Here is a 24,638-nt window from a genome sequence, read left to right as displayed (position 1 = left end):
CAAATGAAAACAAAATTGCTCACAATGGCGGCCGCGGCCGCGGCGATCGCCTTCGGGACGATGGCCGCCGAAGCCAAAACCAAAGCCTGCTTCATCTATGTCGGCCCGATCGGCGACTTCGGCTGGTCGTATCAGCATCACCAGGGTGCCCTCGAGGCGCAGAAGGAACTCGGCGGCGAGGAGCAGGTCGAACTGGCCTACCTCGAAAGCGTGCCGGAGGGCGCCGACGCCGAGCGTGCCATCGAGCGCTTCGCCCGCTCGGGCTGCAACATCATCTTCACGACCTCGTTCGGCTACATGGACGCCACCAATGCGGTTGCCAAGAAGTTTCCGGACGTAAAATTCGAGCATGCGACCGGCTTCAAGCGCGAGTCGCCGAACGTCTCGACCTACAACTCCAAGTTCCATGAAGGCCGCTACGTGCAGGGCATCATCGCTGCCAAGATGTCGAAGGCCGGCGTTGCCGGTTACATCGCTTCCTTCCCGATCCCGGAAGTGGTGATGGGCATCAACTCCTTCCTGCTCGGTGCGCAGTCCGTGAACCCGGACTTCAAGGTCAAGGTGGTGTGGGCCAACACCTGGTTCGACCCGGGCAAGGAAGCCGATGCCGCAAAGGCGCTGATCGACCAGGGCGTCGACATCATCACGCAGCACACCGATTCCACCGCTCCGATGCAGGTTGCGGCCGAGCGCGGCATCAAGGCGTTTGGCCAGGCCTCGGACATGATCAAGTTCGGTCCCGAGACGCAGCTGACCTCGATCGTCGACGACTGGGGTTCGTACTACACCAAGCGGATCAAGGCCGTGATCGACGGCAACTGGGAGCAGGTGGACGTCTGGGGCGGAATGGCTGACGGCCACGTCGTGATGGCGCCCTACACCAACATGCCCGACGACGTGAAGGCTGCCGCCGAAGAGGCGCAGGCCAAGATCACCTCCGGCGAGCTCAACCCGTTCACCGGCCCGATCACCAAGCAGGACGGCTCCGAGTGGCTGAAGGACGGCGAAGTCGCCGAGGACGGCGTGCTGCTCGGCCTCAACTTCTACGTCGCCGGCGTCGACGACAAGCTGCCGCAGTAAACTTCCGCGCCAGCGGAGAAGCGGGAAGGGCGCCTTATGGCGCCCTTTTTGTTTGCGGCGGATGCGGCCGCGTCAACAGCTTGAGGCGCGCCGGAGGCTCTGACCCGGGATGCAAGGCGAAGCGCCCGCGCGTCGCTGCGGATCGCCAGCGTGGACCCGGACAGGTTCGCCAGTTCGGGTGAAGCCCGTTCAGGACGAGGCCCGGCGGCCTGTCGGCTGCGCGAGACGAACGCGATCAGACGGCGGCGTCGACCAGGGGCCAGACCTCCATGGTGCCGCGGTAGATCATGTCGACAGCCACATAGAGGATGATCAGCAGGCCGACATAGGCAATCCAGCGGTGCTTGTGCAGCAGCCTGGCGATGAAGGTGGCGGCAAGGCCCATCAGCGCGATCGACAGGATCAGGCCGATGATCAGCACGGTGAAATGGTCGCGCGCCGCACCGGCGACGGCCAGCACGTTGTCGAGCGACATCGAAACGTCGGCGATGACGATCTGCAGCGCCGCCTGACCGAGAGTCTTGCGCGGTCCCTTGCCGTTGCCGGCGATGGTGCCGTCCTCGTTGAAGTCCGTGTCGGCCAGGGCCTCGGTCGCGTTGTGGGCTTCCTGTGCCGAGACGCGCAGTTCGCGCCACATTTTCCAGCACACCCACAGCAGCAGGATGCCGCCGGCGAGCAGCAGCCCGACGATGGCGAGGAGTTGCACGGTGACGGCGGCGAAGCCGATGCGCAGGACGGTGGCGGCAATGACGCCGATGAGGATGGCCTTCTTGCGCTGGTCCGGCGGCAGGCCCGCGGCTGCCAGTCCGATGACGATGGCGTTGTCGCCAGCCAGCACCAGGTCAATGGCGATGACCTGGAGCAGGGCCGTGAAGCCGGCTGCCGTGAAAATTTCCATCTTGTCGGCAACCTTTCGCCTGCGCGCATCCCGTTGACTGGACTAACGCCAGCGCTCGGGCGACGTCAAGGCCAGCGAGGGGCAGGACCGCTGCCTGCGCTGAAACGCAGCGGTTTGCGGCGTCGGGAGCCATATGCGTTAGTCGCATAAGATATATTATGGAACTTTTTTACTAAGCAGCAACGTCGCAAAGGCGGGCTCTTGCGGCTTCTACCAGCGCCCTCGGCGCAGATGCGAACACGGCGTCATGCGCACCGGCGGCAGCCCAGACCTGGTCATGTGAGAGCAGCCCTTCGTCGGCGAACGCCGCGATCTGCACCAGATGGCCGATCGGCGACACGCCGCCGATGGCAAAGCCTGTCCTGTCGCGGATGAGCCGCGGATCGGCTCTCTCGAGGTCTTCGCCGGCAAGTGCTGCTGCCTTGGCGAGATCGAGCCGGCTCGAACCGGCGAGCAGGAAAAGATAGAGATCGCCGCTGGCTTTGCCCTGGAAGATCAGTGACTTGACGATCTGGTCAACCGTACAGCCGCATTGCGCCGCGGCTTCCTCTGCCGTCCGCGTCGAGGCACCCATGCGGCGGACTTCGATATCGAGGCCGGCTTCACGCGCTGCCTCGGTCACACGCTCAATACTGCCAGCCATCAGAATCTCACTCCATGCTGCTGATTCAAATCGGAAATTCTTTCACCAGGCCATCATGGCCGGGTTCGACATTGTCCGGCGTCTCCGCCAGCACCGTCGCATGGTCAAGTGGAACGTGCATGTGGGTCAGCACGGCCTGACGCGGTCCCAGTTTGCGAATCCAGTGCAATGCCTCGTCGAGTGAAAAATGGCTCGGATGCGACTTGTACTGCAGCGCATCGATGACGAGCAGCTCAAGCCCCGACAGGCGTGTAGCCGTGGGATCCGGGAACTGGCCGACGTCAGGGCAATAGGCGATCGATCCGACGCGGAAGCCGAGCGAAATGATGTCACCATGCACCTGCGGCAGCGGCACAAAGGTGAGGGGACCCCCCTCTCCCGTTATCGTGAATGGCTCGTCGTGGTCGATTTCGTGCGCGTCGAGGATTGGCGGATAGGACCCGCCGGCCGGCGTCTCGAAGCAATATCCGAATGCCTGACGCAGCCGCGCCAGCGTCGGCCGGTCGGCGAAAACATCGATCAGCCTGCGCTGCTCGAGCCAGTAGCCGCGGAGGTCGTCGATGCCGTGGATGTGGTCGGCGTGCGGGTGGGTATAGACGACCGCATCGATGCGGTTGACCCTTGCGGCGAGCATCTGTTCGCGGAAATCGGGGCCGGTGTCGATGATGACGCGGGTGACGCCGCTGGCTGAAATCCGCTCGAGCATGGCCGCCGTGCGCAGGCGGCGGTTCAGTGGGTTGGCCGGATCGCAATTGCCCCAGTCGCCATTGATGCGCGGCACGCCGGGCGAAGAGCCGCAGCCAAGCATCGTGAAGCGCAGCGTGTCGGCCACGGTTCAGGCTGCCATGCCCGCGGGGCGCGGCATTTTCGAGAACAGCCTGAAGAAGTTTTGGGTGGTCTGCTCGGCGACCTCTTCGACGCTCGTGCCGATCGTTCCGGCGAGCACCGACGCGGTGTGCGCGACGTAGGCCGGTTCGTTGCGCTTGCCGCGCATGGGCACGGGCGCGAGGTAAGGCGCATCGGTCTCCACGAGCAGGCGGTCGTGCGGGACATCGGCGGCGATCGAGCGGATATCCTCGGAATTCCTGAACGTCAGTATGCCCGAGAAGGACACGTAGCCGCCGAGTTCGACGCCGACCCGAGCGAGCTCGGCGCCCGAAGAAAAGCAATGCAGAATGAAGGGGAAGGCGCCCTTCCCTGTTTCGGCCTTCAGGGTCGCCGCCACGTCCTCGTCGGCGCTGCGCGCATGGATGACAAGCGGCAGGCCGGTGCGACGCGCCGCCTCGATGTGCGTGACGAAACCCTGCATCTGCAGGTCGCGCGGGCTCTTGTCGTAGTGATAGTCGAGCCCGGCCTCGCCGATCGCCACCACCTTCGGGTGTGCGGACAGCCGCACCAGCTCGTCGGCGGTCACATCCGTCTCTTCGGAGGCGTTGTGCGGGTGGGTTCCGACCGAGCAGTAGACGCAGTCATATTGCTCTGCAATCGCAAGCACTTGTGGAAACTTTTTTACACGCGTCGAGATGGTGACCATGCGCCCGACGCCTGCCGCTCGCGCGCGCTCGACGAGCACGTCGCGGTCGGCGTCGAAGTCCGGAAAGTCGAGATGGCAGTGGCTGTCGACAAGCATGTTTCGGCCGGCCTATGCGTCTTGCGCTTCGGGTTCGACGTAGCGCGGGAAGATGCCCGCCGGGGCCGGAAGCGGCGTGCCGGAGACCAGTGCGTTCGCGGCATCGACATGGGCGAAGTCGCGCCGGTCGGCCGGTATCGCCAGCAGGTCGAGCAGCCTGGCCGAGGATTGCGGCATGTAGGGCTGGCACAGGATGCCGACGCGCCGCAGGATCTCGGCCGTGGTCCAGAGCACGGTTTCCATGCGCGCCGGGTCGCTCTTCTTCAGCGCCCAGGGCTCCTGGCCGGCGAAGTATCGGTTGGCGTCGGCGACGACCGCGAAGATGGCCGAGAGCCCCTGGTGGATCGCCTGCTCGGCCATGGCCGCGCGTGCCGTCTCGAGCGCGGCGAGCGCCTGGTCGAGGATCGCGGTGTCTGCAGCCGACGGCTCGCCCCTGCCCGGCACGACGCCGCCGCAGTTCTTGGCGATCATCGACAGCGAGCGCTGCGCCAGATTGCCGAGGTCGTTGGCGAGATCGGCGTTTGTCCGGTTGACGATTGCCTCGTGATTGTAGCTGCCGTCCTGGCCGAAGGAGACCTCGCGCAGGAAGAAGTAGCGCACCTGGTCGAGGCCGTAATGGTCAATCATCGTGAAGGGATCGACGACATTGCCGACCGACTTAGACATCTTCTCGCCGCGGTTGAACAGGAAGCCGTGCGCGAAGACGCGCTTCGGCAGCTCGACACCGGCCGACAGCAGGAAGGCCGGCCAGTAGACGGCATGGAAGCGGATGATGTCCTTGCCGATGACATGGACATTGGCAGGCCAGAATCCCCATTTCTCAGCATTTTCATCGGGATAGCCGGCGGCGGTGATGTAGTTCGTAAGGGCGTCGACCCACACATACATGACGTGCTTTTCGTTGCCCGGCACCGGTACACCCCATTTGAATGTGGTGCGCGAGATGGACAGGTCCTTCAGCCCGGACTTCACGAAGCTCAGGATCTCGTTGCGCCGCTCCTGCGGGCCAATGAAATCGGGCTGCTTCTCGTAGAGTTCCAGCAGGCGGTCCTGATAGGCCGAGAGACGGAAGAAGTAGCTCTCTTCCTCGTTCCATTCGACCGGCGAGCCGAGCGGCTCGCGCCGCACGCCGTCTTCGCCGAGCGTCGTTTCGCCCTCATCGAAATAGGCCTCCTGGCGCACCGAATACCAGCCGCTGTAGCGGTCGAGATAGATGTCGCCGCTGGCGGCCATGCGCTCCCACAGCGCCTGGCAGGCCGCGTGGTGGCGCTTCTCGGTGGTGCGGATGAAGACGTCGTTCGAGGCGCCGACAGCTTCGAGCATGGAGCGGAAGATCGCCGAGTTGCGGTCGGCGAGTTCGAGCGGCGTTACCCCCTCGGCCTCGGCGGTCTGCTGCATCTTCAGGCCGTGTTCGTCAGTGCCGGACACGAAGAAAACGTCCTTGCCGTCGAGCCGGTGGAAGCGCGCCAGCGCGTCGCAGGCGATGACGTTGTAGGCGTGGCCGATATGCGGCTTGCCGTTCGGATAGAAGATCGGCGTGGTGAGATAGAATTTTTCGCGGGACATGGAGAAGGCCGTTCTGAAATACAGACAATCGTTGGCGGGAGATAGCGCATCAGGATGGCCAAGGCCATCCCGAAGCAGAGAAGCGTCACATTCGAAACGTCTCTTGCAGCCTGGCGATCGTGTTCAATGCATGCTGCTTGCGGTCGAGATTGTAGGTCTCGGCCTCATCGATCGCAACGCGCGTCTCCTGCCAGCCTTCCGAAAGACGGCTGGCGGCCTCGGTGTCGCCGCTGAGGGCGGCGGCCCTCGCCGCCTCGGCCAGCATGTCGAGCGCCTGGTGGTTGAAGATGTCGAACTGCATGGACTTGTCGCGGCCGCTGACCGCGTCGGCGAGACGATGGGCGAGCGCGACGTCGAGGTTGCGCGCGCGCACCGTGCGGTCGATGGTCTCGGCGATCTCGATGCCGCCATAGCGCGTCAGGATGACAGCCGCGCGCACGCTGCCGCCTGCCCGATCGCGCAGCGCCTGACGCGAAGCTGCGTCTTCGGGCGGTGGCGGATCGAAGGCGCCGAGTGCAGAAATCAGCTCGTCGGTCGACAGCGGCTGCAGCCGCACGACCTGGCAGCGCGAGCGGATGGTCGGCAGCAACGCCCCGACGGAATGGGCGATCAGGACGAAGACGGTGCGCGTCGGCGGTTCCTCGAGGTTCTTCAGGAGAGCGTTGGCCGCATTGGTGTTCATGTCGTCGGCCGGGTCGACGATGACGACACGGTAGCCGCCGTCGTGAGAGGTCATCGACAGGAAACGGTTGACCCGGCGAATCTCCTCGACCGTGACGGCAGTCTTGAAGCCCTTGGTCTTGTCGTTGGCGGGTCGCTTCAGGTGCAGGACCGAGGGATGCGCGCCAATCGCCACCTGGCGAAACAGCGACGAGGCCGGATCCGGCTCGACCAGCTGCGCGGGTGCGTCGGCAGCTTTCGGAAACTTCAGCAGGTGATGGGCGAGATGGAAGGCCAGCGTCGCCTTGCCGACGCCCTCGGGACCCGCGAGCAGCAAGGCATGCGGCAGCTTGTTGGCGCGGTAGGCGCCGGCGAGCATCGCCGTGGCCTGCGCGTGGCCGAACAGGTGCGGGTTCTCGGACGGTTCGGGAACCTCTTCCAGCGTGTCGTGCTGTTCCGGTGCGATACGCTCGAACATCAGGCGCCTTTCGCCCTGCCCGCCGTCGCCTTGGTCCGCGCCTCGAGTCCGGCAAAGACCGCGGCGGTGACCAGGTTTTCAACCGAATCGACATTGCCCGAGGCGTCGATGACGATGCAGCGGTCGGGCTCCTTCTCGGCAATGTCGAGGAAGGCGCGTCGGCGGCGCTGGTGGATGTCGATATCCTCCTTCTCGAAGCGGTCGGCCTGGCCTGCGCCGCGGCGGCTGCTGGCGCGCTTGAGGCCCTCGACCGGGTCGATGTCGAAGATGAGAGTCATGTCCGGCATCATACCGTTTATGGCGACCCGCTCCATCTCCTGCATGTAGGCCGGATCAAGATTTCCCGCACCACCCTGGTAAACGCGCGACGAATCGAGGAAGCGGTCGCACAGCACGATCTTGCCCGACTGGACGGCCGGCCGGATGACCTGCTCGACATGGTCGGAGCGGGCGGCAGCGAAGAGCAGCGCCTCCATCTCGGGGCCGAAGGGTTCGGCGGCGCCAGACAGGATCACGTGGCGAATGGCCTCCGCCCCCGGCGAACCACCGGGTTCGCGGGTGACGAGCAGCTTGTAGCCCTTGGCACGCAGTTTCTCGGCGAGCAGTCGAATCTGCGTCGACTTACCGGCGCCCTCTCCGCCTTCGAAAGTGATGAAAAAGCCGCGCGCCAAATCCGCCAGTCCGTGTCAGGGCAGCCGACAGGGCTGCCGCTCATGCCTTAGCGCAATGCACGCCGCGATGAAATCGATTCCGGAAGCGGCGTCTGAAATGCCGTCCTCATCGCAGCCAGCCGACGAGAAGTTCGCCCATCGCGTCGAGAGCGCGTTGCTGCAGCGTCCCGAGCTTGACGGTCTCGGCCGCGTAGAGCGGCGTCTCCTGGCTCATCGCGTCGCCGATCCAGACCCGCAGCACGCCGACCGGAGTGCCCTCCTCCACCGGCGCCGTCAGCGGCCCGCGGTAGATGATCCGCGCCACCAGCCGGTTGGTGTTGGTCAGCGGGATGAAGATGCTGATCGGACCGGCGGCCTTGAGGGCAACGCCCGACTTCTCGCCGCCGAAGACCTGGGCCTCGCCGATGATCTCGTCCTCGCCGAACAGCTTCGTCCGCTCGAAGGCGCGCAGGCCCCATTCCAGCATCTTGCGCGCCTCGTCGGCACGCTCCTGCTCGCCGGACATGCCGCTCATGGCGAGGAACAGCCGGTTGCCGCCGCGGTTGATCGAGCCGACGATGGCGTAGCCGGACGCCTCGGTGTATCCGGTCTTCATGCCATCGGCGCCGATGTCCATGGCGAGCAGCGGGTTGCGGTTCGGCTGCTTGATCTTGTTCCACTCGAACTCGCGGATCGAGTAGTACTTGTAGTATTCCGGGTATTCCTTCCAGATATGGCGCCCGAGCATGGCGAGCTCGCGCATGGTCACGACCTGGCCTTCGGCCGGCAGGCCGTTGGAGTTCTTGAAGACGGACTGGGTCAGCCCGATCTCGCGCGCCCGCTCTGTCATCAGCTTGGCGAAATTTTCCTCCGAGCCGGCCATGCCTTCGGCCAGCACGATGCAGCCGTCATTGGCAGAGTGGACGATGACGCCCTTGATCAGGTCCTCGACGCGGATCGACGACTTGACCTTGGCAAACATCGTCGAACCACCAGCCTTGGCGCCGCCCGTGCGCCAGGCGTTCTCGCTGACCGTGAACTCGTCGTCGAGCGTCAGGCGGCCGACCTTGAGGGCGTGAAACACGACTTCCATGGTCATCAGCTTGGCGAGCGAGGCCGGCGGAATGAGCTTGTCGGCGTCCTTGGAGAACAGGATCGTGCCGGTCTCGGCGTCGATCATCACCGCCTGCTTGGCGCGGGTATCGTAGAGCTGCGACTGGGCGCTCGCCGGTGCCATGGCGAGAGCCAGCCAGGCGAGCGTTGCGAAGACCAGGGTAGAGCCGCGTAGAATCATGGGCACGCCGTCCTGCAAATTGCTGAGGAAGCGTGGAAACTATCAGGCATGACGCTGCGGGATCAACCGGCGCGTCTCAATTTGGCGTGAGAATTGGCTGAATACCGGAAGGTTCAGTCGCGGACGGTGATGGCGTCGGATGCGCCGCTCTGCCAGGCCGACTGCAGCAAGTCGTCGAGCGAGCCGCGGCCGTCTGGGCGCAGGTTGACGCCGTACCACAGCGTGCCGTCGATTTCCGAGGTCTCGATCTCGGTGCGCCCGAATGCCGCCAGGGTCCTGGCCAGTTGCTCGGCTTCCGCCTCGAGGGTGAAGGAGCCGGCTGCGATATAGGGTTCGGCCGGGGTACCGGGCGCGCCGTCGTTCATCCGCTTCCAGGACCGGACGACGGCGTCGGGTGTGAGACCTTGCGATTCCAGTGCCGCCAATGCCGTCGAGGCACGCGATGGGGTCGACTGCGCATAGGACAGCGAGGCCATGGCGAAAGGCGCGCCGACGGCATCGGCTGCCGGACGCTCAGGCGCGATGGGACCGAAGGCCGGAAGAGCAAGGCTGCCGGCGTCGGCCAGTTCGCCCGGGAAAGACACTGCCGAACCGACCGATGCTGTCGGGGTCGGGCCATTCATGGCGATCATGACGCCCGTCGGCAGGCCGTCCGAAGGATCAGGCGCAATGTTGCCCGGCCGGTACGAAGCCATCAGATATTCGTCGTCCTGGCCGTCGAGCGGCGCCCGGCCCATATACTCGACCTTCACCGTGGCAACGCCGGAATGCGTGTAGTCGAGCATTTCCGCGGCGCGCTTCGACAGGTCGATCAGCCGGCCATGCGCGTAGGGGCCGCGGTCGTTGACGCGGACCACGACGGAGGAGCCGTTCTCGGTATTGGTGACGCGGGCATAGCTCGGCAAAGGCATCGTCGGATGCGCAGCCGTCAGGTGCGTCATGTCGTAGACTTCGCCATTGGCGGTAAGCCGGCCGTGGAAGGCATCGCCATACCAGGAGGCCAGCCCGGTCTTGGCGTAATTCTTCTCTTCCTTGGGATAGTAGACCTTGCCGCGCACCTTGTAGGGCTTGCCGATCTGGTCGCGGCCGCCGCCGCGCGCCAGCTTGGACTGCTTGGTCGTGACGCGCGGGCTGGCCTTCACGCCATACTCGGTCTCGGAAAAATATTCCTTGGACTTTTTCTTGGGGACGATCATCGACTTGGGCTGCGTCGACGCGCATGCGGCAAGCATGCCGGCTGCCAGTACGATAACAGAAACGGTCGTGGCGCCGCGAAGACGCGTGCGCGCCGAATTCAGCATGTTCAATTGTCCCCCGGCGCGAACCGCACCGTCTAGATGGCCTTAGAGCCCCCTGCCCTTATGCCCGAGAATTCATTATCAGGCTATTAACCGACTATGTTCGGAACCGGGCAGGAATGTGGCAACTTCAGACCCGGCGACGGAACCCCCGGAATACCGGGGCGCAACTCGTTCGAGAAGAATGCGTCAGGCAGCGGAAACCCGCAATTCTCGCTCCGAAAGTATGCCGCAAGGTTTTGGCTGCAGAATCAATGCGACCCGCGGTACGGCCCATGGCTGGAACATGCGGAGGCGCGAAGTGCGCGACTTGATCCGGGGATTTTCAGTGCTGATCGTTTTCGCTCTCGGCGGGCCAGCCGGGATGGCACATGCCCAGTCCGAATGCATGGGCGAAGACTGCGAAACCGCGCAGGACGAGGCAGTGGTCGAATGCAAGGGGCAGGATTGCGTCCTGCCCGGCCAGACGGCGCCGGTCGAGGAATGCGCGGGCAGGATTGCAAGCCGGTGCCGGCCGACCAGAATTGAGGCGCCTCGCGGCGGCATGCCTTGCGGCCATCCGCCGCCCGCGCGGCTATGCGGACGGTGCTGCGGGCCGGTTGACTTGCAGCCACGGAGCACCCTAGAGGAGGAAAGCCAACGTCTCGCCGCGGCCCATAACCGCCGATGGCCATCATGGCGTTGACCTGGAGGGATGGCCGAGCGGTTTAAGGCACCGGTCTTGAAAACCGGCGTGGGTGCAAGCTCACCGTGGGTTCGAATCCCACTCCCTCCGCCAGAATATAAATGCCATCAATCACTTATCGGCATATTTGCGACTCCGCCCAACGGATGCCATAACCAACGATCCAAAGCCCCTTGCGGTTGTCGGCTCCGCAGATGAACGGTTTGCTAGGGCTCCAAGACCTACCTACGTAGTTTAACTTGCAGCGTCCGAGCTTCCTGATCGTGCGCGGCTCAGTGCGGAAACGATGTCCGCTCCACCAAGAAGGTCGGCATATTTTTGCCCCATGTCGAACAGATTGGCCTCATGCGGGCCGATGGCGCGATCGCCGACACAGTCACTGGCTACCGTGACGCGGTAGTTCATGCTCATCGCGTCGATGGCGCTGGCGCGGATGCAGCCCGAAGTGGTGCAGCCGGCAAGGACGATGGAATCGATACCCTGACCGATGAAATGCGCTGCCAGATGCGTTCCGAAGAAGGCCGATGCCTGGGTCTTGCGGATCACCAGTTCACCCGCCTGCGGCGCCAGCGCATCGACGACCTGACTGGCATGTGCCTTCTCGGTCAGATCGCGCAGCCGCGGCACCTTCATGCACCAGATGCCGGTGTCTGCGCCGTCATCTGCGTAGACAATGCGGGTGAAGACGACCGGCAGGTTCGCTTCGCGGAAGAAAGTGAGCAAGGGTTTCGTGGCGGCAACTGCATCCGGAATGTTGCCGCCTCCGAGAATCTCGGGATCGGTGAAGCCGTTGACGAAATCGACGACCAGGAGCGCCGGCGAACGGCCCAGCCCGACCTTCTGGCCGAACTGCTGCTTCTGATACACGACATCATTCATTGTCTAACCCTCCTGCGCTGTCAGCTCTCAGTCCGGAAAAATGGCGGAGCGACCGGATGAGTGCAGTTTCCGTGAAGCCGCGCCCGATGAAGACCAGACTGCTCTTGGGGTTGTCTGCGTCCTCATCATTGTTCGGCAACATCTCCGGGGACTGAACAATGCGCCTTACGCTCTGCAACAGAAGCCTGCCGGCCGGCGTGCGCATCACGCCTTTGACCCGCAAGATGTCGTCTCCGCGGGCATGAATAAGAGCACTCAGCCAGACGCTGAAAGCCGTCCAGTCTATCTCGTCGCCGATATCGATCTTCAGTGCCCTGATCGGCGCGCTGCCGGCAGCGTCGCCGGGATCGGCCAGCGTCTCCGGGACCGCGCCGGCGTGTTCGGGCAATGCGGCGTCGGTCCCCTTCACGGCGCCGGAGACCGTCGCGCCCGGATTGATCTGCCGCAGCGTGGCGAGCAGCCTCGCGAGTTCGCCGGGGTCGGCCTGATCGACCTTGGTCACCACCAGACGGTCGGCAAGTTCCATCTGCCGTCGGCCCAGCGCCTCCTCGCGGATGTGGCGCAGTCCGTAGACGCCATCGACGGCAACGACGATCTCGGCAATGACGATATGGTGGACCAGCATGGGATCGGCGCGGATGGCCTCGACGATCGGTGCAGGATCCGCCAACCCACTGGTTTCCAGAACAATCCGGTCGAGCGAAGGTTCTCCCACCGCACGGCTTACGCGTCGGTCGCATACCGAGCGCAACAGTGCGATCAGCCCGTCCTTGGCTTCGCAACAGGCGCAGCCGCCGGCAAGCACGGCGAGTTCCGCCGACTGCCCCAGAAGTGCATCGTCGACCGCAGTCTCGGCCGCCTCGTTGACGATGACAAATGCGTCTGCGAGCGCTCCGTCATGCAACTGGTGGCGGAGCCAGGTCGTCTTGCCGGAGCCGAGAAAACCGCCGAGCACGATCAGCCGCATCCGCTTGTCGGACGGGTCGCTCGCCTCGCTGCCGGCGGCCATGGCGCTCAGACGTCGTCACCGACGATGCGGGGATCGAGCGGGTCGATAGCCGCGCCGGACAGCCGTTCGGCCTCCGCCCAGACTTCCTCAAGGTCGCGCACGATGGTGTTGTTGCCCGACAGGGTGCCGAGCTGAATGCCCGGAACCTGCGCGCCGTCATGCGCGGTCAACCCGTAAGCCGGCAGGATCGACTGCAGTACCTGGGCGCGACGGAACCGGGCGCGCAGGCGATCATGCGATGTGTCAGTCCCCGCCTCGGTCCAGTGCCCCGGCGCTGCCGGGAAACCACAGCTTGAGCACATTATGTCCGTCCCTCGTTTGCCGGCCGCATAAGCGTCGCGGCCGGCGTTTCGTTGCATACTCAGAAGGCGTTCAGACGACTTCCGGACGTGCGCCGGCAGAGAACGGGAAGCGCTTGCGGAAATCGGAGGCAATCTCCTCGAACGTCATCCACTTCACGCCGTCATGCTTGTTGATGTGCTCGATCAGACGCTCGAGCATGAGCAGTACCTGCGGACGGCCGCTGACGTCGGGGTGGATGGTGAACGGGAACACCGCGTAGTCCATTTCGCGATAAATCCAGTCGAACTGGTCGCGCCACATTTCCTCGATGTCGCGAGGATTGACGAAGCCATGGCTGTTCGGCGCTTTCTTCATGAACATCATCGGCGGCAGGTCGTCGACATACCAGTTGGCGCCGATCTCGACGAGATCGATTTCCTTGCCATGCTTGAGCGGATGCATCCACTCCTCTGCCTTCTTGGAGTAGTCGATGACGTTCCAGGAGTCCCCAACCCGGGCGTAGAATGGCTGGAAGTCGCGGTAGCCCTGGCTATGGTCGTATTCGAAGCCGTATTTCTGCAGCAGGGCTGCAGTAGCCGCGGACATCTCCCACCAAGGAGCGACATAGCCACGGGGCTTGCGGCCCGAAAGCTTCTCGATCAGCTCGATGCTCTTGACCAGCACCGCCTCTTCCTGGGTCGGCGTCATCGCCACGGGGTTTTCATGCAGATAACCGTGCGCGCCGATCTCGTGCCCCTGGTCGACGATCATTTTGCACTGGTCAGGAAACGTCTCGAGCGAATGGCCCGGGATGAAGAAGCTGGTCTTCAGATCGTATTTCTTGAAAAGATTGAGAAGCCGAGGAACGCCAACTTCGCTGGCGAAAATGCCGCGCTGGATGTCCGACGGCGAGTCGCCGCCGCCATATGATCCGATCCAGCCGGCGACGGAATCGATGTCCGTGCCGAATGCGCAGATGATTTCTTTCTTAGCCAATTTCAGATCTCCCCTTCTGGCCACTACAGCGGCATGTTGAATTCTTGATCCACTAGATTGGAACATGGGCTCATTGAAAAATCCAGATTTTTCTTTATCTTGTAGAAAGACTTAAGTCGTTGTGGTTCCACATTAATCTGAATTCAATATCAATTGATATTCGATTCGAGATTGTTGTCACAGCCGCACTTCGCCGACGGGGGATTACGCGTGACAGGTTTGACGATTACGATTTCCGACATGGTATTCGATGCGCGTCTTGAGACCGAAAAGGCGCCGTCTACCTGCGCCGCATTTGCCAAACGACTGCCCTTCGACGGCCAGGTCGTGCATGTGCGGTGGAGCGGAGAGGCGGTTTGGATCCCACTCGGCGATCTCGACTTCGGCGTTGGCTATGAGAACCATACCACCTACCCTGCACCGGGCCAGATCCTGCTCTATCCGGGCGGGATTTCCGAAACCGAGATCTTGCTCGCCTACGGCGGCGTCAACTTCGCGAGCAAGATGGGACAACTCGCGGGCAATCACTTCATCACCTTGAGCTCGGGGCTGGACATGTTGCCGGAAGTCGGCAGGCGAGCCCTCTGGAGCGGAGCGCAGGACATCCGTTTCCGGAGTGCGTGACGCGATGAGTGGCACTCAAACTTCCGGCGACTATTCCGCGTGGATCGGGCGGTCCGAGGTGGCCGAAGACATGATCACGGCCGGACCGCTGGACAGGCTTTCCGCGACGCTGGACAGCGACGCCGCAGGCGCCCGGCTCGGCGATGCCGTTCCGCTCCTCGCCCACTGGCTATTCTTCCTTCCGAACGCCCGCCAATCGGAGATCGGCGCCGACGGGCATCCCCGACGAGGCGGCTTCCTGCCGCCCGTCAACGAACTGCCGCGCCGCATGTGGGCTGGCAGCCGCATCGCCTTCAATGACGACATCCGTGTCGGCGAGACAGCGAAACGCCGCTCGGTGATCCAGTCCATCAAGCACAAGGACGGCGCCAGCGGACCGCTGGTGTTTGTCACAGTCCGTCATGAAATCGGCCAGGAAGGCCAACCCGCTGCCATCGTGGACGAACACGACATCGCCTATCGCGGGCTGCAGGCCCCGGCAGTGAAGCCTTCGCCGCGAACGGCCGAGATCGGCGAGTGGCGGCGCGAGCTCGTGCCGGACGCTGTCCAACTGTTCCGGTATTCCGCGCTGACCTTCAACGGCCACAGAATTCACTACGACCGGGACTACGTAACGCGTGAAGAGGGCTATCCGGGGCTCGTCGTGCACGGCCCACTGATCGCCACGCTGTTGCTCGATCTCGTGCGCCGCAACGCACCCGAGGCGCGCGTCAGGCAGTTCTCATTCCGCGCCCTGTCGCCGCTGTTCGACGGCGACATGATGAGCGTCAACGCGACGCCTCCCGGCGCCGACGGGCTGGTCCGGCTATGGGCCGCCAATGCGGAGGGACACCTGGCCATGACCGCCGAAGCGAGGCTCGCATGAGCCGGCCGCTCGACGGACTGCTTGTGGTCTCGCTGGAGCAGGCCATTGCCGCCCCCTATTGCACGCGCCTTCTCGCCGACCAGGGCGCCCGCGTCATCAAGGTGGAGCGGCCGGATGGCGGCGATTTCGCGCGCGCCTACGACACGAGGGCGCGCGGACTGGCCAGCCACTTCGTCTGGACCAACCGCTCCAAGGAGAGCCTGGCGCTCGATCTCAAGGAGGAGCGCGCCGTCGAGGGATTGAAGAAGATCCTGGCGTCGGCAGACGTGTTCGTCCAGAATCTTGCGCCGGGAGCCGCGGCACGGCTCGGCCTTGGCCCGGAGCAGCTTCGCGCCGACAACCCGCGGCTCATCACCTGCTCCATTTCCGGCTACGGCGGCGGCGGTCCGGACGAGAAGCGCAAGGCCTACGACCTGCTCATCCAGGCCGAGGCCGGCTTCCTGTCGGTGACCGGGACGCGCGACGAGATGGCGAAATCCGGCATCTCAATCGCCGACATTTCGGCGGGGGTCACGGCCTATCATTCGATTCTCTCGGCACTCATCCATCGCGGGCGGTCAGGCGTGGGCGACAACATCGAGGTCTCCATGCTGGAGGCGATGGCCGAATGGATGGGCTTCCCGATGTATTTCGCGATGGATGGCGCAGCGCCGCCGCAGCGCAACGGTGCCGGTCACGCCACGATCTATCCCTACGGCCCCTACAAGACCGCGGACGGCGGGGTGATGCTCGGCCTCCAGAACGATCGCGAGTGGACTGCGTTTGCGACCGACGTGCTGCAGCGCTCTGATCTCGCCGGCGACGACCGCTTCAAGGGTAATTCCGGTCGCGCAAACCACCGCGACGTTCTTGAGCCCGTGATCCTGGCGACCTTCTCCACGCTGACCACGGAAGAAGCGATCGCGCGGCTCGAAAGGGGAGGCATCGCCACGGCGCGCATCAGTGACATGGCGGCACTTTGGGCGCATCCGCAGCTCGCCGCGCGCCAGCGTTGGGGCGAAATTGGTTCGCCCGCAGGCCCCCTCCCCGCACTGAAACCGGTGAGCGGCGACGGTTGGGAGCCGCGTCTCGATCCGGTACCGGCGCTTGGTGAGCACACCGAGACGATCCTTGCGGAATTCGGTCTCGATAGTCTTTTCAGTACGAAGGACAGCGCATGATTCCCAAACCGGACAGTCATCAAGAGATGCGCGAGGCGCTGCGGGCGCTGTGCGCTGAATTTCCGGCCGAGTACCACCGCAAGCACGATGCTGCAGCGAGTTATCCGGTCGAGTTCATCGACGCGCTGACCAAGGCTGGCTGGCTGGCTGCGATGATCCCGGAAGACTATGGCGGTTCGGGTCTGGGCCTGACAGAAGCGAGCGTGGTGATGGAGGAGATCAATCGCTCGGGCGGCAATGCCGGTCACTGCCACGGCCAGATGTACAACATGAGCACGCTGCTGAAACACGGCTCGAAGGCGCAGAAGGATCTCTACCTGCCTAGGATCGCCTCCGGGGACCTGCGCCTGCAGTCGATGGCCGTCACCGAGCCGACGAGCGGCACCGACACGACGAAGCTCAAGACGACGGCGGTCAGGAAGGGCGACCGCTACGTGGTCAACGGCCAGAAGGTCTGGATCAGCCGGGTCCAGCACTCGGACCTGATGATCCTGCTGGCGCGCACGACACCGCTTGCCGAGGTGAAACGGAAATCGGAAGGCCTTTCGGTCTTTTTCGTCAATCTGCGCGATGCGATCGGCAACGGCATGACCGTCACGCCGATCCGCAATATGGTCAATCACGAGACCAACGAGCTGTTCTTCGACAATCTGGAGATCCCTGCCGAAAATCTTGTCGGCGAAGAGGGAAAGGGCTTCAGATACATCCTCGACGGGCTCAACGCCGAACGGACGCTGATTGCGGCCGAATGCATCGGCGACGGATATTGGTTCATCGATAAGGTCTCGTCCTACACGCGCGAACGGATCGTTTTCGATCGCCCGATCGGCCAGAACCAGGGCGTGCAGTTCCCAATCGCGCGCGCCTATGTGAACGTCGAGGCAGCCAACCTCATGCGCTTCGAGGCGGCACGAAAGTTCGATGCCGGCGAGGATTGCGGCGCCGAGGCAAACATGGCCAAGCTGCTTGCCGCCGACGCGTCCTGGGAAGCGGCCAATGCCTGCATCCAGTTCCACGGCGGTTTCGGCTTTGCGGCAGAATACGATGTCGAGCGGAAGTTCCGGGAGACCCGACTCTACCAGGTGGCGCCGATCTCGACCAATCTCATCCTGTCCTACGTGGCCGAACATATACTCGGCCTGCCGCGTTCGTTCTGAGGGTAAACATGTCTGTTGCAGCCAAAACCAATCCGGCATTGGCCCGCGCAACCGGGTTAGAAAGTGCAGCGCTTGCCGGTTTCGCGTCGGGACTGCAATACGAGGACATTCCAAAGCCCGTTGTTGACCGGACGACCGACTTCTTCGTCGATTGGGCAGGGTCGGCGCTCTCCGGACGCGGCCAGCGCGCCATCTCGGCGCTCGAGTCCTTCGCAGCGACCATGGGGCCGACGGACGGCCGATCCGAAATCCTTACAACACGCACGATGACGTCGCCGCTTTTTGCCGCCCTGGTCAATGCAGCGGCGTCGCATATTTCCGAGCAGGACGACGTTCACAACGGCTCGGTATTCCACCCGGCAGCGGTGGTCTTTCCCGCCGCACTCGCCACCGCCCAGCACATCGGCGCCTCTGGTCGCGATTTCATCGCCGCGTCAGTCGCCGGCTACGAGGTAGGCATTCGCGTCGGCGAGTTTCTCGGCCGATCGCACTACCGTGTCTTCCACACGACAGGCACGGCGGGAACGGTCGCCTCGGCCGTGGCAGTCGGCAGACTGCTCGGACTTTATCCAGCCGAGATGCTTCATGCCATCGGCTCGGCCGGAACGCAGGCAGCGGGCCTTTGGGAGTTTCTGCGCGATGCTGCCGACTCCAAGCAGTTGCATACTGCCAAGGCCGCATCCGATGGACTAACCGCGGCATTCCTTGCGAAGGGCGGCTTCACCGGCGCAAGGCAGATACTTGAAGGCCGGCAGGGCATGGCCGCCGGCATGTCCAGTGACGCCGATCCGGCGAAGCTGACTGATCGGCTTGGCGAACGCTGGGCGGTGCTTGAGACCTCGTTCAAATATCACGCGTCATGCCGCCACACGCATCCGGCCGCCGACGCGCTTCTGCAGGTGCTGGAAGCAAATGAACTGGCTGGGGAGAATATCTCCCGCATTATCGCGCACGTCCATCAGGGTGCGATCGACGTCCTCGGGCCGGTGACTGATCCGATCACAGTGCATCAGGCGAAATTCTCGATGCCAGCCACGCTCGGCCTCATCTCCACACATCGGCGCGCCGGCATGGCCGAATTCGACGCATACCTCAGCGACCAGGCCGCAACATCCTTCCTCGACCGCGTGGAGATGAAACTCGATGCGGAAGTCGATGCCGCCTACCCCAACCGCTGGATCGGCAAGGTGTCAGTCATCACCACTTCCGGGAAGACGCTGGAGGGCCGCATTGACGAGCCGAAGGGCGACCCCGGAAACACGCTTTCCAGGCCGGAGATTGACGCCAAGGCGCGCAGACTTGCAGCTTACGGAAAAGGACTCGACGCGGCCGGCATCGACGACCTCATGCCGCGTCTCTGGTCTATCGCCGAGCGAAACGAGATCGGCCGCCTGATCTAGTAGCCGCGACGCTCGTTTGTTGAGGCGCGCCGGGCAGGAAAAGAAGGCCCGGCGCCTGGCGCCGGGCCTTCTGGCAAGTGCCGTCGCGCAGCCTAGACGCCGATCGGCATATGCTCGGCCGAGCGGGTGACGGCGCGCGGCGCGGTAAGTTCCTTCCAGACCGACAAGGCCTTGTTGACGGCAGGGAACGGCTTGCGCTTGACGAGCTTTCCACGACCCGGCTTTGGCTGGGAGTTCTGGCCATAGGACCACACCACCTCGCCGCGCGACAGCGTGTAGCGCGCCTGTCCGTTGACCTTGATGCCCTCAAACACGTTGTAGTCGATGATCGACTTCTGATTAGCAGCCGAAATCGTCTTCGACAGTTTCGGGTCCCAGACGACGAGATCGGCGTCCGATCCCGGCAGGATGGCACCCTTCTGCGGGTAGATGTTGAGAATCTGGGCAATGTTCGTGGAGGTGACCGCGACGAACTCGTTGGGCGTGATGCGACCGGTCTCGACGCCTCTTGTCCAAAGAACGGCGAGCCGGTCCTCGAGCCCGCCCGTGCCGTTCGGGATCTTGGTGAAGTTGCCGATGCCGGTGCGCTTCTGCTCGGTGGTGAAGGCGCAGTGATCGGTCGCGACGACCTGGAGCGAGCCCGACGACAGGCCAGCCCAGAGCGAATCCTGATGCTTCTTGTCGCGGAACGGCGGGCTCATCACGCGCCTTGCGGCGTAGTCCCAGTCCTTGTTCTGGTACTCGCTCTCATCGAGGGTAAGGTGCTGGATCAGCGGTTCACCGAAGACGCGCATCCCCTTTTGACGCGCGCGCCTGATAGCCTCATGCGCCTGTTCGCTCGACGTATGCACGATGTAGACAGGCACGCCAGCGGCATCGGCGATCATGATGGCGCGGTTCGTCGCTTCGCCCTCGACTTCAGGTGGCCGCGAATAGGCATGGGCCTCCGGTCCCGAAATCCCTGAATTCATGTACTTTTCCTGCAGGGCGGCGATGATGTCGCCATTCTCGGCATGAACCAGAGGCAAGGCGCCGAGTGCCGCGCAGCGCTGGAACGAGGCGAACATCTCGTCGTCATTCACCATCAAGGCGCCCTTGTAGGCCATGAAATGCTTGAACGTGTTGACGCCCCGATCGATCACTTTCGGCATCTCGTCGAAGTGCTTCTCCGACCAGCCATTCACGCACATGTGCAGCGAATAGTCGGAGGAGGCTTGGCGCTTGGCCCTCTTCTCCCAGTCATCGAGCGCGGCCAGCATGCCGTCCGGTCCCGGAATGACGAAGTCGACGACCAGCGTCGTACCGCCGGAGATCGCCGCGAAAGTGCCACTTTCCCAGGTCTCCGCAGCCGTGGTACCCATAAACGGCATCTCGAGGTGCGTGTGCGGATCGATGCCGCCCGGCATGATGTAGGCGCCATCGGCGTCCACGACCGTGTCGCCCTTGAGGTCGGGGCCGATCGTGGCGATGGTTTCGCCTTCGATCAGGATGTCCGCCTTGTACGTCCTGTCGGCGGCAACAATCGTTCCGCCCTTGATGACTGTAGACATTGTTCACTCTCCCTTGATTGCAATCATTCTGCCCGGCTGTGACCGGGTTGTCTGCCGCTTCATCGGTCGGGTAACGGGATTACGCCCTTTGTTTCCACAATGAGCCTGTAAGCGTCGGGTTCGCGATGCTTGCCGAAGTTGAAGATGGTCTCGCGGTATCGGGTTCCGAGGTCAAGGTCGCAGCGTGCCGTGATGACCTCATCTTCCAGCGATACCGCCTGCGCTACGATCTCGCCGGACGGCGCGATAATGGCGCTCTGGCCGACCATGTTGGAGCCTTCCTCGACCCCACACTTCGCGGCGCCGATGACCCAGGTCGAATTCTGGTAGGCCCCGGCCTGCATCGACAAGTGATTGTGGAACTGCGTGAGGCTGTCGATGTCCTTGTGCCCGGTGTGGTCGTAGGGCGTGTTGTAGCCGAGCATGACCATCTCGACACCCTGCAGTCCCATGACGCGGTAGGTCTCGGGCCACCGCCTGTCGTTGCATATGCACATGCCCATAACGCCGTCGAATGCCTGCCACACTTTGAAGCCGTAGTTGCCCGGCTCGAAGTAGCGTTTCTCCAGGTGTTGGTGGGTCCTACCGGGCTGAGGCTCGGCATGGCCGGGTAGGTGTACCTTGCGGTACTTCCCCACGATGTTGCCGGATCGATCGACGAGAATGGACGTGTTAAAGCGCCGCTTGCGGTTGTCCTCCATGACCAGTTCCGCATAGCCGAGGTAGAACCCGATCCCAAGCTTCTTTGCCTCATCGAACAGCGGCTGGGTGTCTGGTCCCGGCATTTCCTTCTCGTAGTAGCTGTCGAGTTCTGCCTCGTCCTCGATCAACCAGCGCGGAAAGAAGGTCGTCAGGGCCATCTCGGTAAAGACGACAAGGTCGGCATTGCGCGCTTTCGCATCGCGCATCATGGCGAGGAGCCGCTTGACTGTGTCCTTGCGGGTTTCCGACTTCGCGATGGGTCCCATCTGGGCGGCCGCGGCGTTGATGATCCGTGTCATCGGCTATCCTCCTGCGCAGGGCCGCCCCTGGCGGCCAGGTAACGATAGATCTCTGTGTGATCGGCACTCTTGCCGAGCGTCTGCGAGGCCCGGGCCCACAGTTCCGCTGCGTTGCGCGCGCCGTCAGCGTCGATGCCGAGTTGGCCGGCGAGGTCTGCTGCAGTACGCAAGTCCTTGGCCATCAGTTGCATTGAGAATGCCGAGGCGAAACTGCCCGACAGGATAAACGGCTTCATCTTCACTTCGGTCGAATTGTTGCGTCCAGTCGAGGCGTTGAGGACATCGACCAGAATGTTCGGATCGATGCCAAATTTCTCGGCGATTATTGAAGCTTCACAGGCAGCTGCCAGGCCCGCCGCGGACACGTAATTGTTGAGTGCCTTCACGGCGTGACCCGAACCAACCGGACCGGTAGGGAAGATCGACTTCCCCATCGCCTCGAAAAGCGGCTGAGCGCGTTTGATGGCGGCTGGATCGCCGCCGGCCATGATGGCAAGCGAGCCATCGAGAGCGCGCCTTACTCCGCCGGACACGGGCGCGTCGACCAGCGAAATGCCCCTCGGTGTTAGATCTGCGGCGAGTTGCTGAGTCTCCACCGGCGCGGACGAACTCATGTCTATGACAAGCGCGCCCGCAGACAGGGCCGCCACCGCGCCGGCCGGCCCCAGCAGCGCTTCGCGAACCACGCGGTCGTCGGGCAGCATGGTTATGACGATCGATGCACCATCTGCCGCCACGCGCGCGTCGCCAACTGCCGTGCCGCCGTTGGCGGAGAAGGCAGAACGCGCCTGCTCCGACAGATCGCTGCCACGCACGTCGAATCCCGCACGGACCAGTCGCGAAGCCATTGGCAGGCCCATCATGCCGAGCCCGATGAAGGCGATCGGCCCCGTGGTGGATTTTGCCCCGGTTTCAGTCAAGCCCCATTTCCTTGAAGACTTCCTTGGCAATGCGGAAGCAATCGAGTGCGGCCGGCACGCCGCAATAGACCCCAATCTGGAGGAAAACCTCCTTGAGTTCGTCCTTCGTCAGCCCGTTGTTGATGGCACCGCGCACATGCAGCTTGAACTCATGCGGTCGGTTGAGTGCTGCGATCATGCCAAGGTTGAGGATCGAGCGCGAGCGCCGGTCCAGGCCTGGGCGGTTCCAGATCTCGTCCCAGCACCATTCAGTGGTCAGTTCCTGCATTGACCAGTTGAAGTCATCGGCCTGCTCCAGCGAGCGATCGACGTACTCGGCGCCGAGGACAGCGCGGCGCGTTTTCAGCCCGCGTTCAAACTTCTCGGATCTTGGTTTCGCGGTCATTCTTTCCTCTATTTCCAGCCGCATGCATCGCGGACAACTTTTTCGATCTCCAGAGCGTGGCTGAGGAGGCGTTCGTCTTCGCCGTGGCCAGCGGAAATCAAGATGCTCGTCGGCATGTTGCCGGCGTCGCGCCCGTTCGGCATCGCCACACCACACAGGTCGAGGATGTTGCCGAGCATGGTATTGCGCAGCGTCTTCACGTTGGTGGCATGGAACGTCTCGTCACTGGCTTCCAGCGGCGCGACTTCGGGTGCCGTTATGGGTGTCGTCGGCATGACGAGAAGCGCTGAGCCAACCTGCGCACCGAATTTCTCGATCAGTTTCCGACGCCCGCGCTGGATGGATAGCAGGTCGTTGGCCGTCATTCGCTTGCCGTCAACGATCCGCTTCACAACGCGACGGTCGACAGCGGCAACCTTGTCACTGTCGATGATGTGGCTGTATTCGTTATAGGCCTCGGCGGCGGTTAGAGTGCCGTATCTGGCGTTCATCTCGATGATGTCGTCCAGCGTCTCGATGCGTTCGCGGCGAACCTTAGCGCCCGCTTTCGACAGCGCTTCAAGGGATCGTTCGAAATTTTCGACCACGGCATCGTCGGCGTCGTCCAGCACCACATTGCGCGGTACGATCAGGGTCAGGGACGAGACAGGGCTGCGGCGCACAGGCGTCGCTACCGCTCCCCGCATTGCCATGTCGAGCAATATGCAGTCCTCGACGGATCGGGCTAGGGGACCGATTGTGTCGTAGCTGCGCGCCAGCGGGATAAGATCGCTGGAGTCGAGACGACCGGTGCTTGTCTTGTACCCGACGACACCGTTGAAGGCGGCGGGAATGCGTACCGAGCCGCCTGTATCGGAGCCGACCGCGCAAGGCACCAGGCGCCCCGCCACGGCCACGCCCGAACCCGAGGAGGAGCCACCCGGCGAATGCGGTGTCTTGCGGTTGTTGGGATTCAGGGGCGTTCCGAAATGGGGATTGAGTCCGAGCCCGGAATAGGCAAGTTCCGTCATGTTGAGTTTGCCCACCGAAACCATACCGGCGGCAGTGGCCATGGCCACGCAGGCTTGGTCCGTCTTGGCGGAACTCTCACCAAAGAGCGTTGATCCGGCGGTCGTCGGCGAACCCGCCACGTCGAACAAATCCTTCCAGGCGATGGGAACGCCGTCGAGCGGCGACAGCGGAGCGCCCACTTCGTAGCGCCCTTGAGCCTTCTTCGCCTCCTGCCGCGCGCGGGTCGCGTTTACACTGATGAAGATGTTGTCGCCCTTGGCGTCGGCTATTCGCTCCAACACACATTCGACCAATTCTACCGGGCTCGCCTCTCCCGAACGGTAGGCGAGAGCAATGCCCGCCGCTGTACGGTTGGCGATGTCATCGATGTTGCTCACGTCTAGCTCCTGCTTTTATTGGCGTGCTCTCGATCGCACTATTTCCACCACTGCTGGCACGGCCTGCAGCCCAGCCTTGCTGGCCGTGGAAGTCGGGCTACTGAACGCGTCGGTTGACCAAGGTGTCGCAGCCGAGGCTC

24 protein-coding genes and 1 tRNA gene are annotated in these 24,638 nt (G+C 63.4%); 7 read left to right on the top strand and 18 right to left on the bottom strand.

The window, feature by feature from the left end; translation table 11 throughout:
* Positions 1-3 precede the first annotated feature (3 nt).
* Positions 4-1,080, top strand: a complete 1,077-nt coding sequence (locus ACT2BZ_RS19410; RefSeq protein ID WP_457936965.1) for a BMP family ABC transporter substrate-binding protein — start codon at positions 4-6, stop codon at positions 1,078-1,080.
* A 235-nt stretch (positions 1,081-1,315) separates the two neighbouring features.
* Here ACT2BZ_RS19410 and ACT2BZ_RS19405 read toward each other — a convergent pair whose 3' ends face one another.
* From ACT2BZ_RS19405 to ACT2BZ_RS19365, 9 genes are all read right to left on the bottom strand, one after another.
* Positions 1,316-1,978 (bottom strand): TerC family protein, encoded by a 663-nt coding sequence (locus ACT2BZ_RS19405; RefSeq protein WP_457936964.1) that lies wholly within the window; start codon positions 1,976-1,978, stop codon positions 1,316-1,318.
* 172 nt (positions 1,979-2,150) lie between these two features.
* Positions 2,151-2,621 (bottom strand): YbaK/EbsC family protein, encoded by a 471-nt coding sequence (locus ACT2BZ_RS19400; RefSeq protein ID WP_457936963.1) that lies wholly within the window; start codon positions 2,619-2,621, stop codon positions 2,151-2,153.
* Between the two features lie 25 nt (positions 2,622-2,646).
* Entirely contained in the window at positions 2,647-3,453 is an 807-nt protein-coding gene (locus tag ACT2BZ_RS19395; RefSeq protein ID WP_457936961.1) for an MBL fold metallo-hydrolase, read from the bottom strand.
* A gap of 3 nt (positions 3,454-3,456) precedes the next feature.
* Positions 3,457-4,251 carry a TatD family hydrolase gene (locus ACT2BZ_RS19390; RefSeq protein ID WP_457936960.1) on the bottom strand — a complete coding sequence of 265 codons (795 nt, stop codon included), beginning with the start codon at positions 4,249-4,251 and terminating at the stop codon, positions 3,457-3,459.
* A 12-nt stretch (positions 4,252-4,263) separates the two neighbouring features.
* Positions 4,264-5,817: a methionine--tRNA ligase gene (gene metG / locus ACT2BZ_RS19385; protein WP_457936958.1), complete on the bottom strand. Its 1,554-nt coding sequence runs from the start codon at positions 5,815-5,817 to the stop codon at positions 4,264-4,266.
* Between the two features lie 85 nt (positions 5,818-5,902).
* Complete coding sequence (locus ACT2BZ_RS19380) at positions 5,903-6,958, bottom strand: DNA polymerase III subunit delta' (RefSeq protein ID WP_457941387.1); 1,056 nt, start codon at positions 6,956-6,958, stop codon at positions 5,903-5,905.
* Positions 6,955-7,626 carry a dTMP kinase gene (gene tmk / locus ACT2BZ_RS19375; protein ID WP_457936956.1) on the bottom strand — a complete coding sequence of 224 codons (672 nt, stop codon included), beginning with the start codon at positions 7,624-7,626 and terminating at the stop codon, positions 6,955-6,957. The genes ACT2BZ_RS19380 and tmk overlap by 4 nt, the downstream gene beginning before the upstream one ends.
* 106 nt (positions 7,627-7,732) lie before the next feature.
* Complete coding sequence (locus ACT2BZ_RS19370; RefSeq protein WP_457936954.1) at positions 7,733-8,899, bottom strand: D-alanyl-D-alanine carboxypeptidase family protein; 1,167 nt, start codon at positions 8,897-8,899, stop codon at positions 7,733-7,735.
* A gap of 113 nt (positions 8,900-9,012) precedes the next feature.
* Positions 9,013-10,200 (bottom strand): septal ring lytic transglycosylase RlpA family protein, encoded by a 1,188-nt coding sequence (locus ACT2BZ_RS19365; RefSeq protein ID WP_457936952.1) that lies wholly within the window; start codon positions 10,198-10,200, stop codon positions 9,013-9,015.
* Positions 10,201-10,885: 685 nt separating this feature from the next.
* On the opposite strand from ACT2BZ_RS19365, the gene ACT2BZ_RS19360 reads away from it, so the two are divergent.
* Positions 10,886-10,975: transfer RNA gene (locus ACT2BZ_RS19360), tRNA-Ser, on the top strand.
* A 141-nt stretch (positions 10,976-11,116) separates the two neighbouring features.
* Here ACT2BZ_RS19360 and ACT2BZ_RS19355 read toward each other — a convergent pair.
* The 4 genes from ACT2BZ_RS19355 to ACT2BZ_RS19340 form a co-directional block, all read right to left on the bottom strand.
* Entirely contained in the window at positions 11,117-11,761 is a 645-nt protein-coding gene (locus ACT2BZ_RS19355) for an isochorismatase family protein (RefSeq protein WP_457936951.1), read from the bottom strand.
* Positions 11,754-12,770 (bottom strand): CobW family GTP-binding protein, encoded by a 1,017-nt coding sequence (locus ACT2BZ_RS19350; RefSeq protein ID WP_457936949.1) that lies wholly within the window; start codon positions 12,768-12,770, stop codon positions 11,754-11,756. Before ACT2BZ_RS19350 ends, ACT2BZ_RS19355 begins: the two co-directional genes overlap by 8 nt.
* Before the next feature lie 5 nt (positions 12,771-12,775).
* On the bottom strand, positions 12,776-13,072 hold the full coding sequence (locus ACT2BZ_RS19345) for a hypothetical protein (protein WP_457936947.1): 297 nt from the start codon (positions 13,070-13,072) through the stop codon (positions 12,776-12,778).
* A 70-nt stretch (positions 13,073-13,142) separates the two neighbouring features.
* Complete coding sequence (locus ACT2BZ_RS19340) at positions 13,143-14,048, bottom strand: polysaccharide deacetylase family protein (RefSeq protein WP_457936946.1); 906 nt, start codon at positions 14,046-14,048, stop codon at positions 13,143-13,145.
* Positions 14,049-14,288: 240 nt separating this feature from the next.
* Between ACT2BZ_RS19340 and ACT2BZ_RS19335 the strand changes: the two genes are divergently transcribed.
* From ACT2BZ_RS19335 to ACT2BZ_RS19315, 5 genes are read left to right on the top strand one after another with little or no spacing between them, the layout of a single operon-like run.
* Positions 14,289-14,672, top strand: coding sequence for a DUF3830 family protein (locus ACT2BZ_RS19335; RefSeq protein WP_457941386.1), 384 nt, complete (start codon positions 14,289-14,291; stop codon positions 14,670-14,672).
* A gap of 4 nt (positions 14,673-14,676) precedes the next feature.
* Entirely contained in the window at positions 14,677-15,537 is an 861-nt protein-coding gene (locus ACT2BZ_RS19330; protein ID WP_457936944.1) for an FAS1-like dehydratase domain-containing protein, read from the top strand.
* Positions 15,534-16,697 carry a CaiB/BaiF CoA transferase family protein gene (locus ACT2BZ_RS19325; protein WP_457936942.1) on the top strand — a complete coding sequence of 388 codons (1,164 nt, stop codon included), beginning with the start codon at positions 15,534-15,536 and terminating at the stop codon, positions 16,695-16,697. Before ACT2BZ_RS19330 ends, ACT2BZ_RS19325 begins: the two co-directional genes overlap by 4 nt.
* Complete coding sequence (locus ACT2BZ_RS19320; RefSeq protein ID WP_457936940.1) at positions 16,694-17,854, top strand: acyl-CoA dehydrogenase family protein; 1,161 nt, start codon at positions 16,694-16,696, stop codon at positions 17,852-17,854. The genes ACT2BZ_RS19325 and ACT2BZ_RS19320 overlap by 4 nt, the downstream gene beginning before the upstream one ends.
* 8 nt (positions 17,855-17,862) lie before the next feature.
* Positions 17,863-19,254: an MmgE/PrpD family protein gene (locus ACT2BZ_RS19315; protein ID WP_457936938.1), complete on the top strand. Its 1,392-nt coding sequence runs from the start codon at positions 17,863-17,865 to the stop codon at positions 19,252-19,254.
* A gap of 92 nt (positions 19,255-19,346) precedes the next feature.
* On the opposite strand, the gene hydA is transcribed toward ACT2BZ_RS19315, so the two are convergent.
* From hydA to ACT2BZ_RS19290, 5 genes are read right to left on the bottom strand one after another with little or no spacing between them, the layout of a single operon-like run.
* Positions 19,347-20,804, bottom strand: a complete 1,458-nt coding sequence (gene hydA / locus ACT2BZ_RS19310; RefSeq protein ID WP_457936936.1) for a dihydropyrimidinase — start codon at positions 20,802-20,804, stop codon at positions 19,347-19,349.
* Positions 20,805-20,863: 59 nt separating this feature from the next.
* Positions 20,864-21,805, bottom strand: coding sequence for an N-carbamoyl-D-amino-acid hydrolase (locus tag ACT2BZ_RS19305; protein WP_457936934.1), 942 nt, complete (start codon positions 21,803-21,805; stop codon positions 20,864-20,866).
* Entirely contained in the window at positions 21,802-22,665 is an 864-nt protein-coding gene (locus ACT2BZ_RS19300) for an NAD(P)-dependent oxidoreductase (RefSeq protein ID WP_457941385.1), read from the bottom strand. Before ACT2BZ_RS19300 ends, ACT2BZ_RS19305 begins: the two co-directional genes overlap by 4 nt.
* Positions 22,666-22,717: 52 nt before the next feature.
* Positions 22,718-23,110 carry a carboxymuconolactone decarboxylase family protein gene (locus tag ACT2BZ_RS19295; RefSeq protein ID WP_457936932.1) on the bottom strand — a complete coding sequence of 131 codons (393 nt, stop codon included), beginning with the start codon at positions 23,108-23,110 and terminating at the stop codon, positions 22,718-22,720.
* Positions 23,111-23,118: 8 nt separating this feature from the next.
* Positions 23,119-24,498, bottom strand: a complete 1,380-nt coding sequence (locus ACT2BZ_RS19290; protein ID WP_457936930.1) for an amidase family protein — start codon at positions 24,496-24,498, stop codon at positions 23,119-23,121.
* Between the last annotated feature and the right edge of the window lie 140 nt (positions 24,499-24,638).

Source organism: Mesorhizobium sp. 10J20-29, assembly GCF_054130485.1.
The sequence above is the reverse complement of the archived record's forward strand: the minus strand, read 5'-3'. Positions and strand labels throughout refer to the sequence as shown.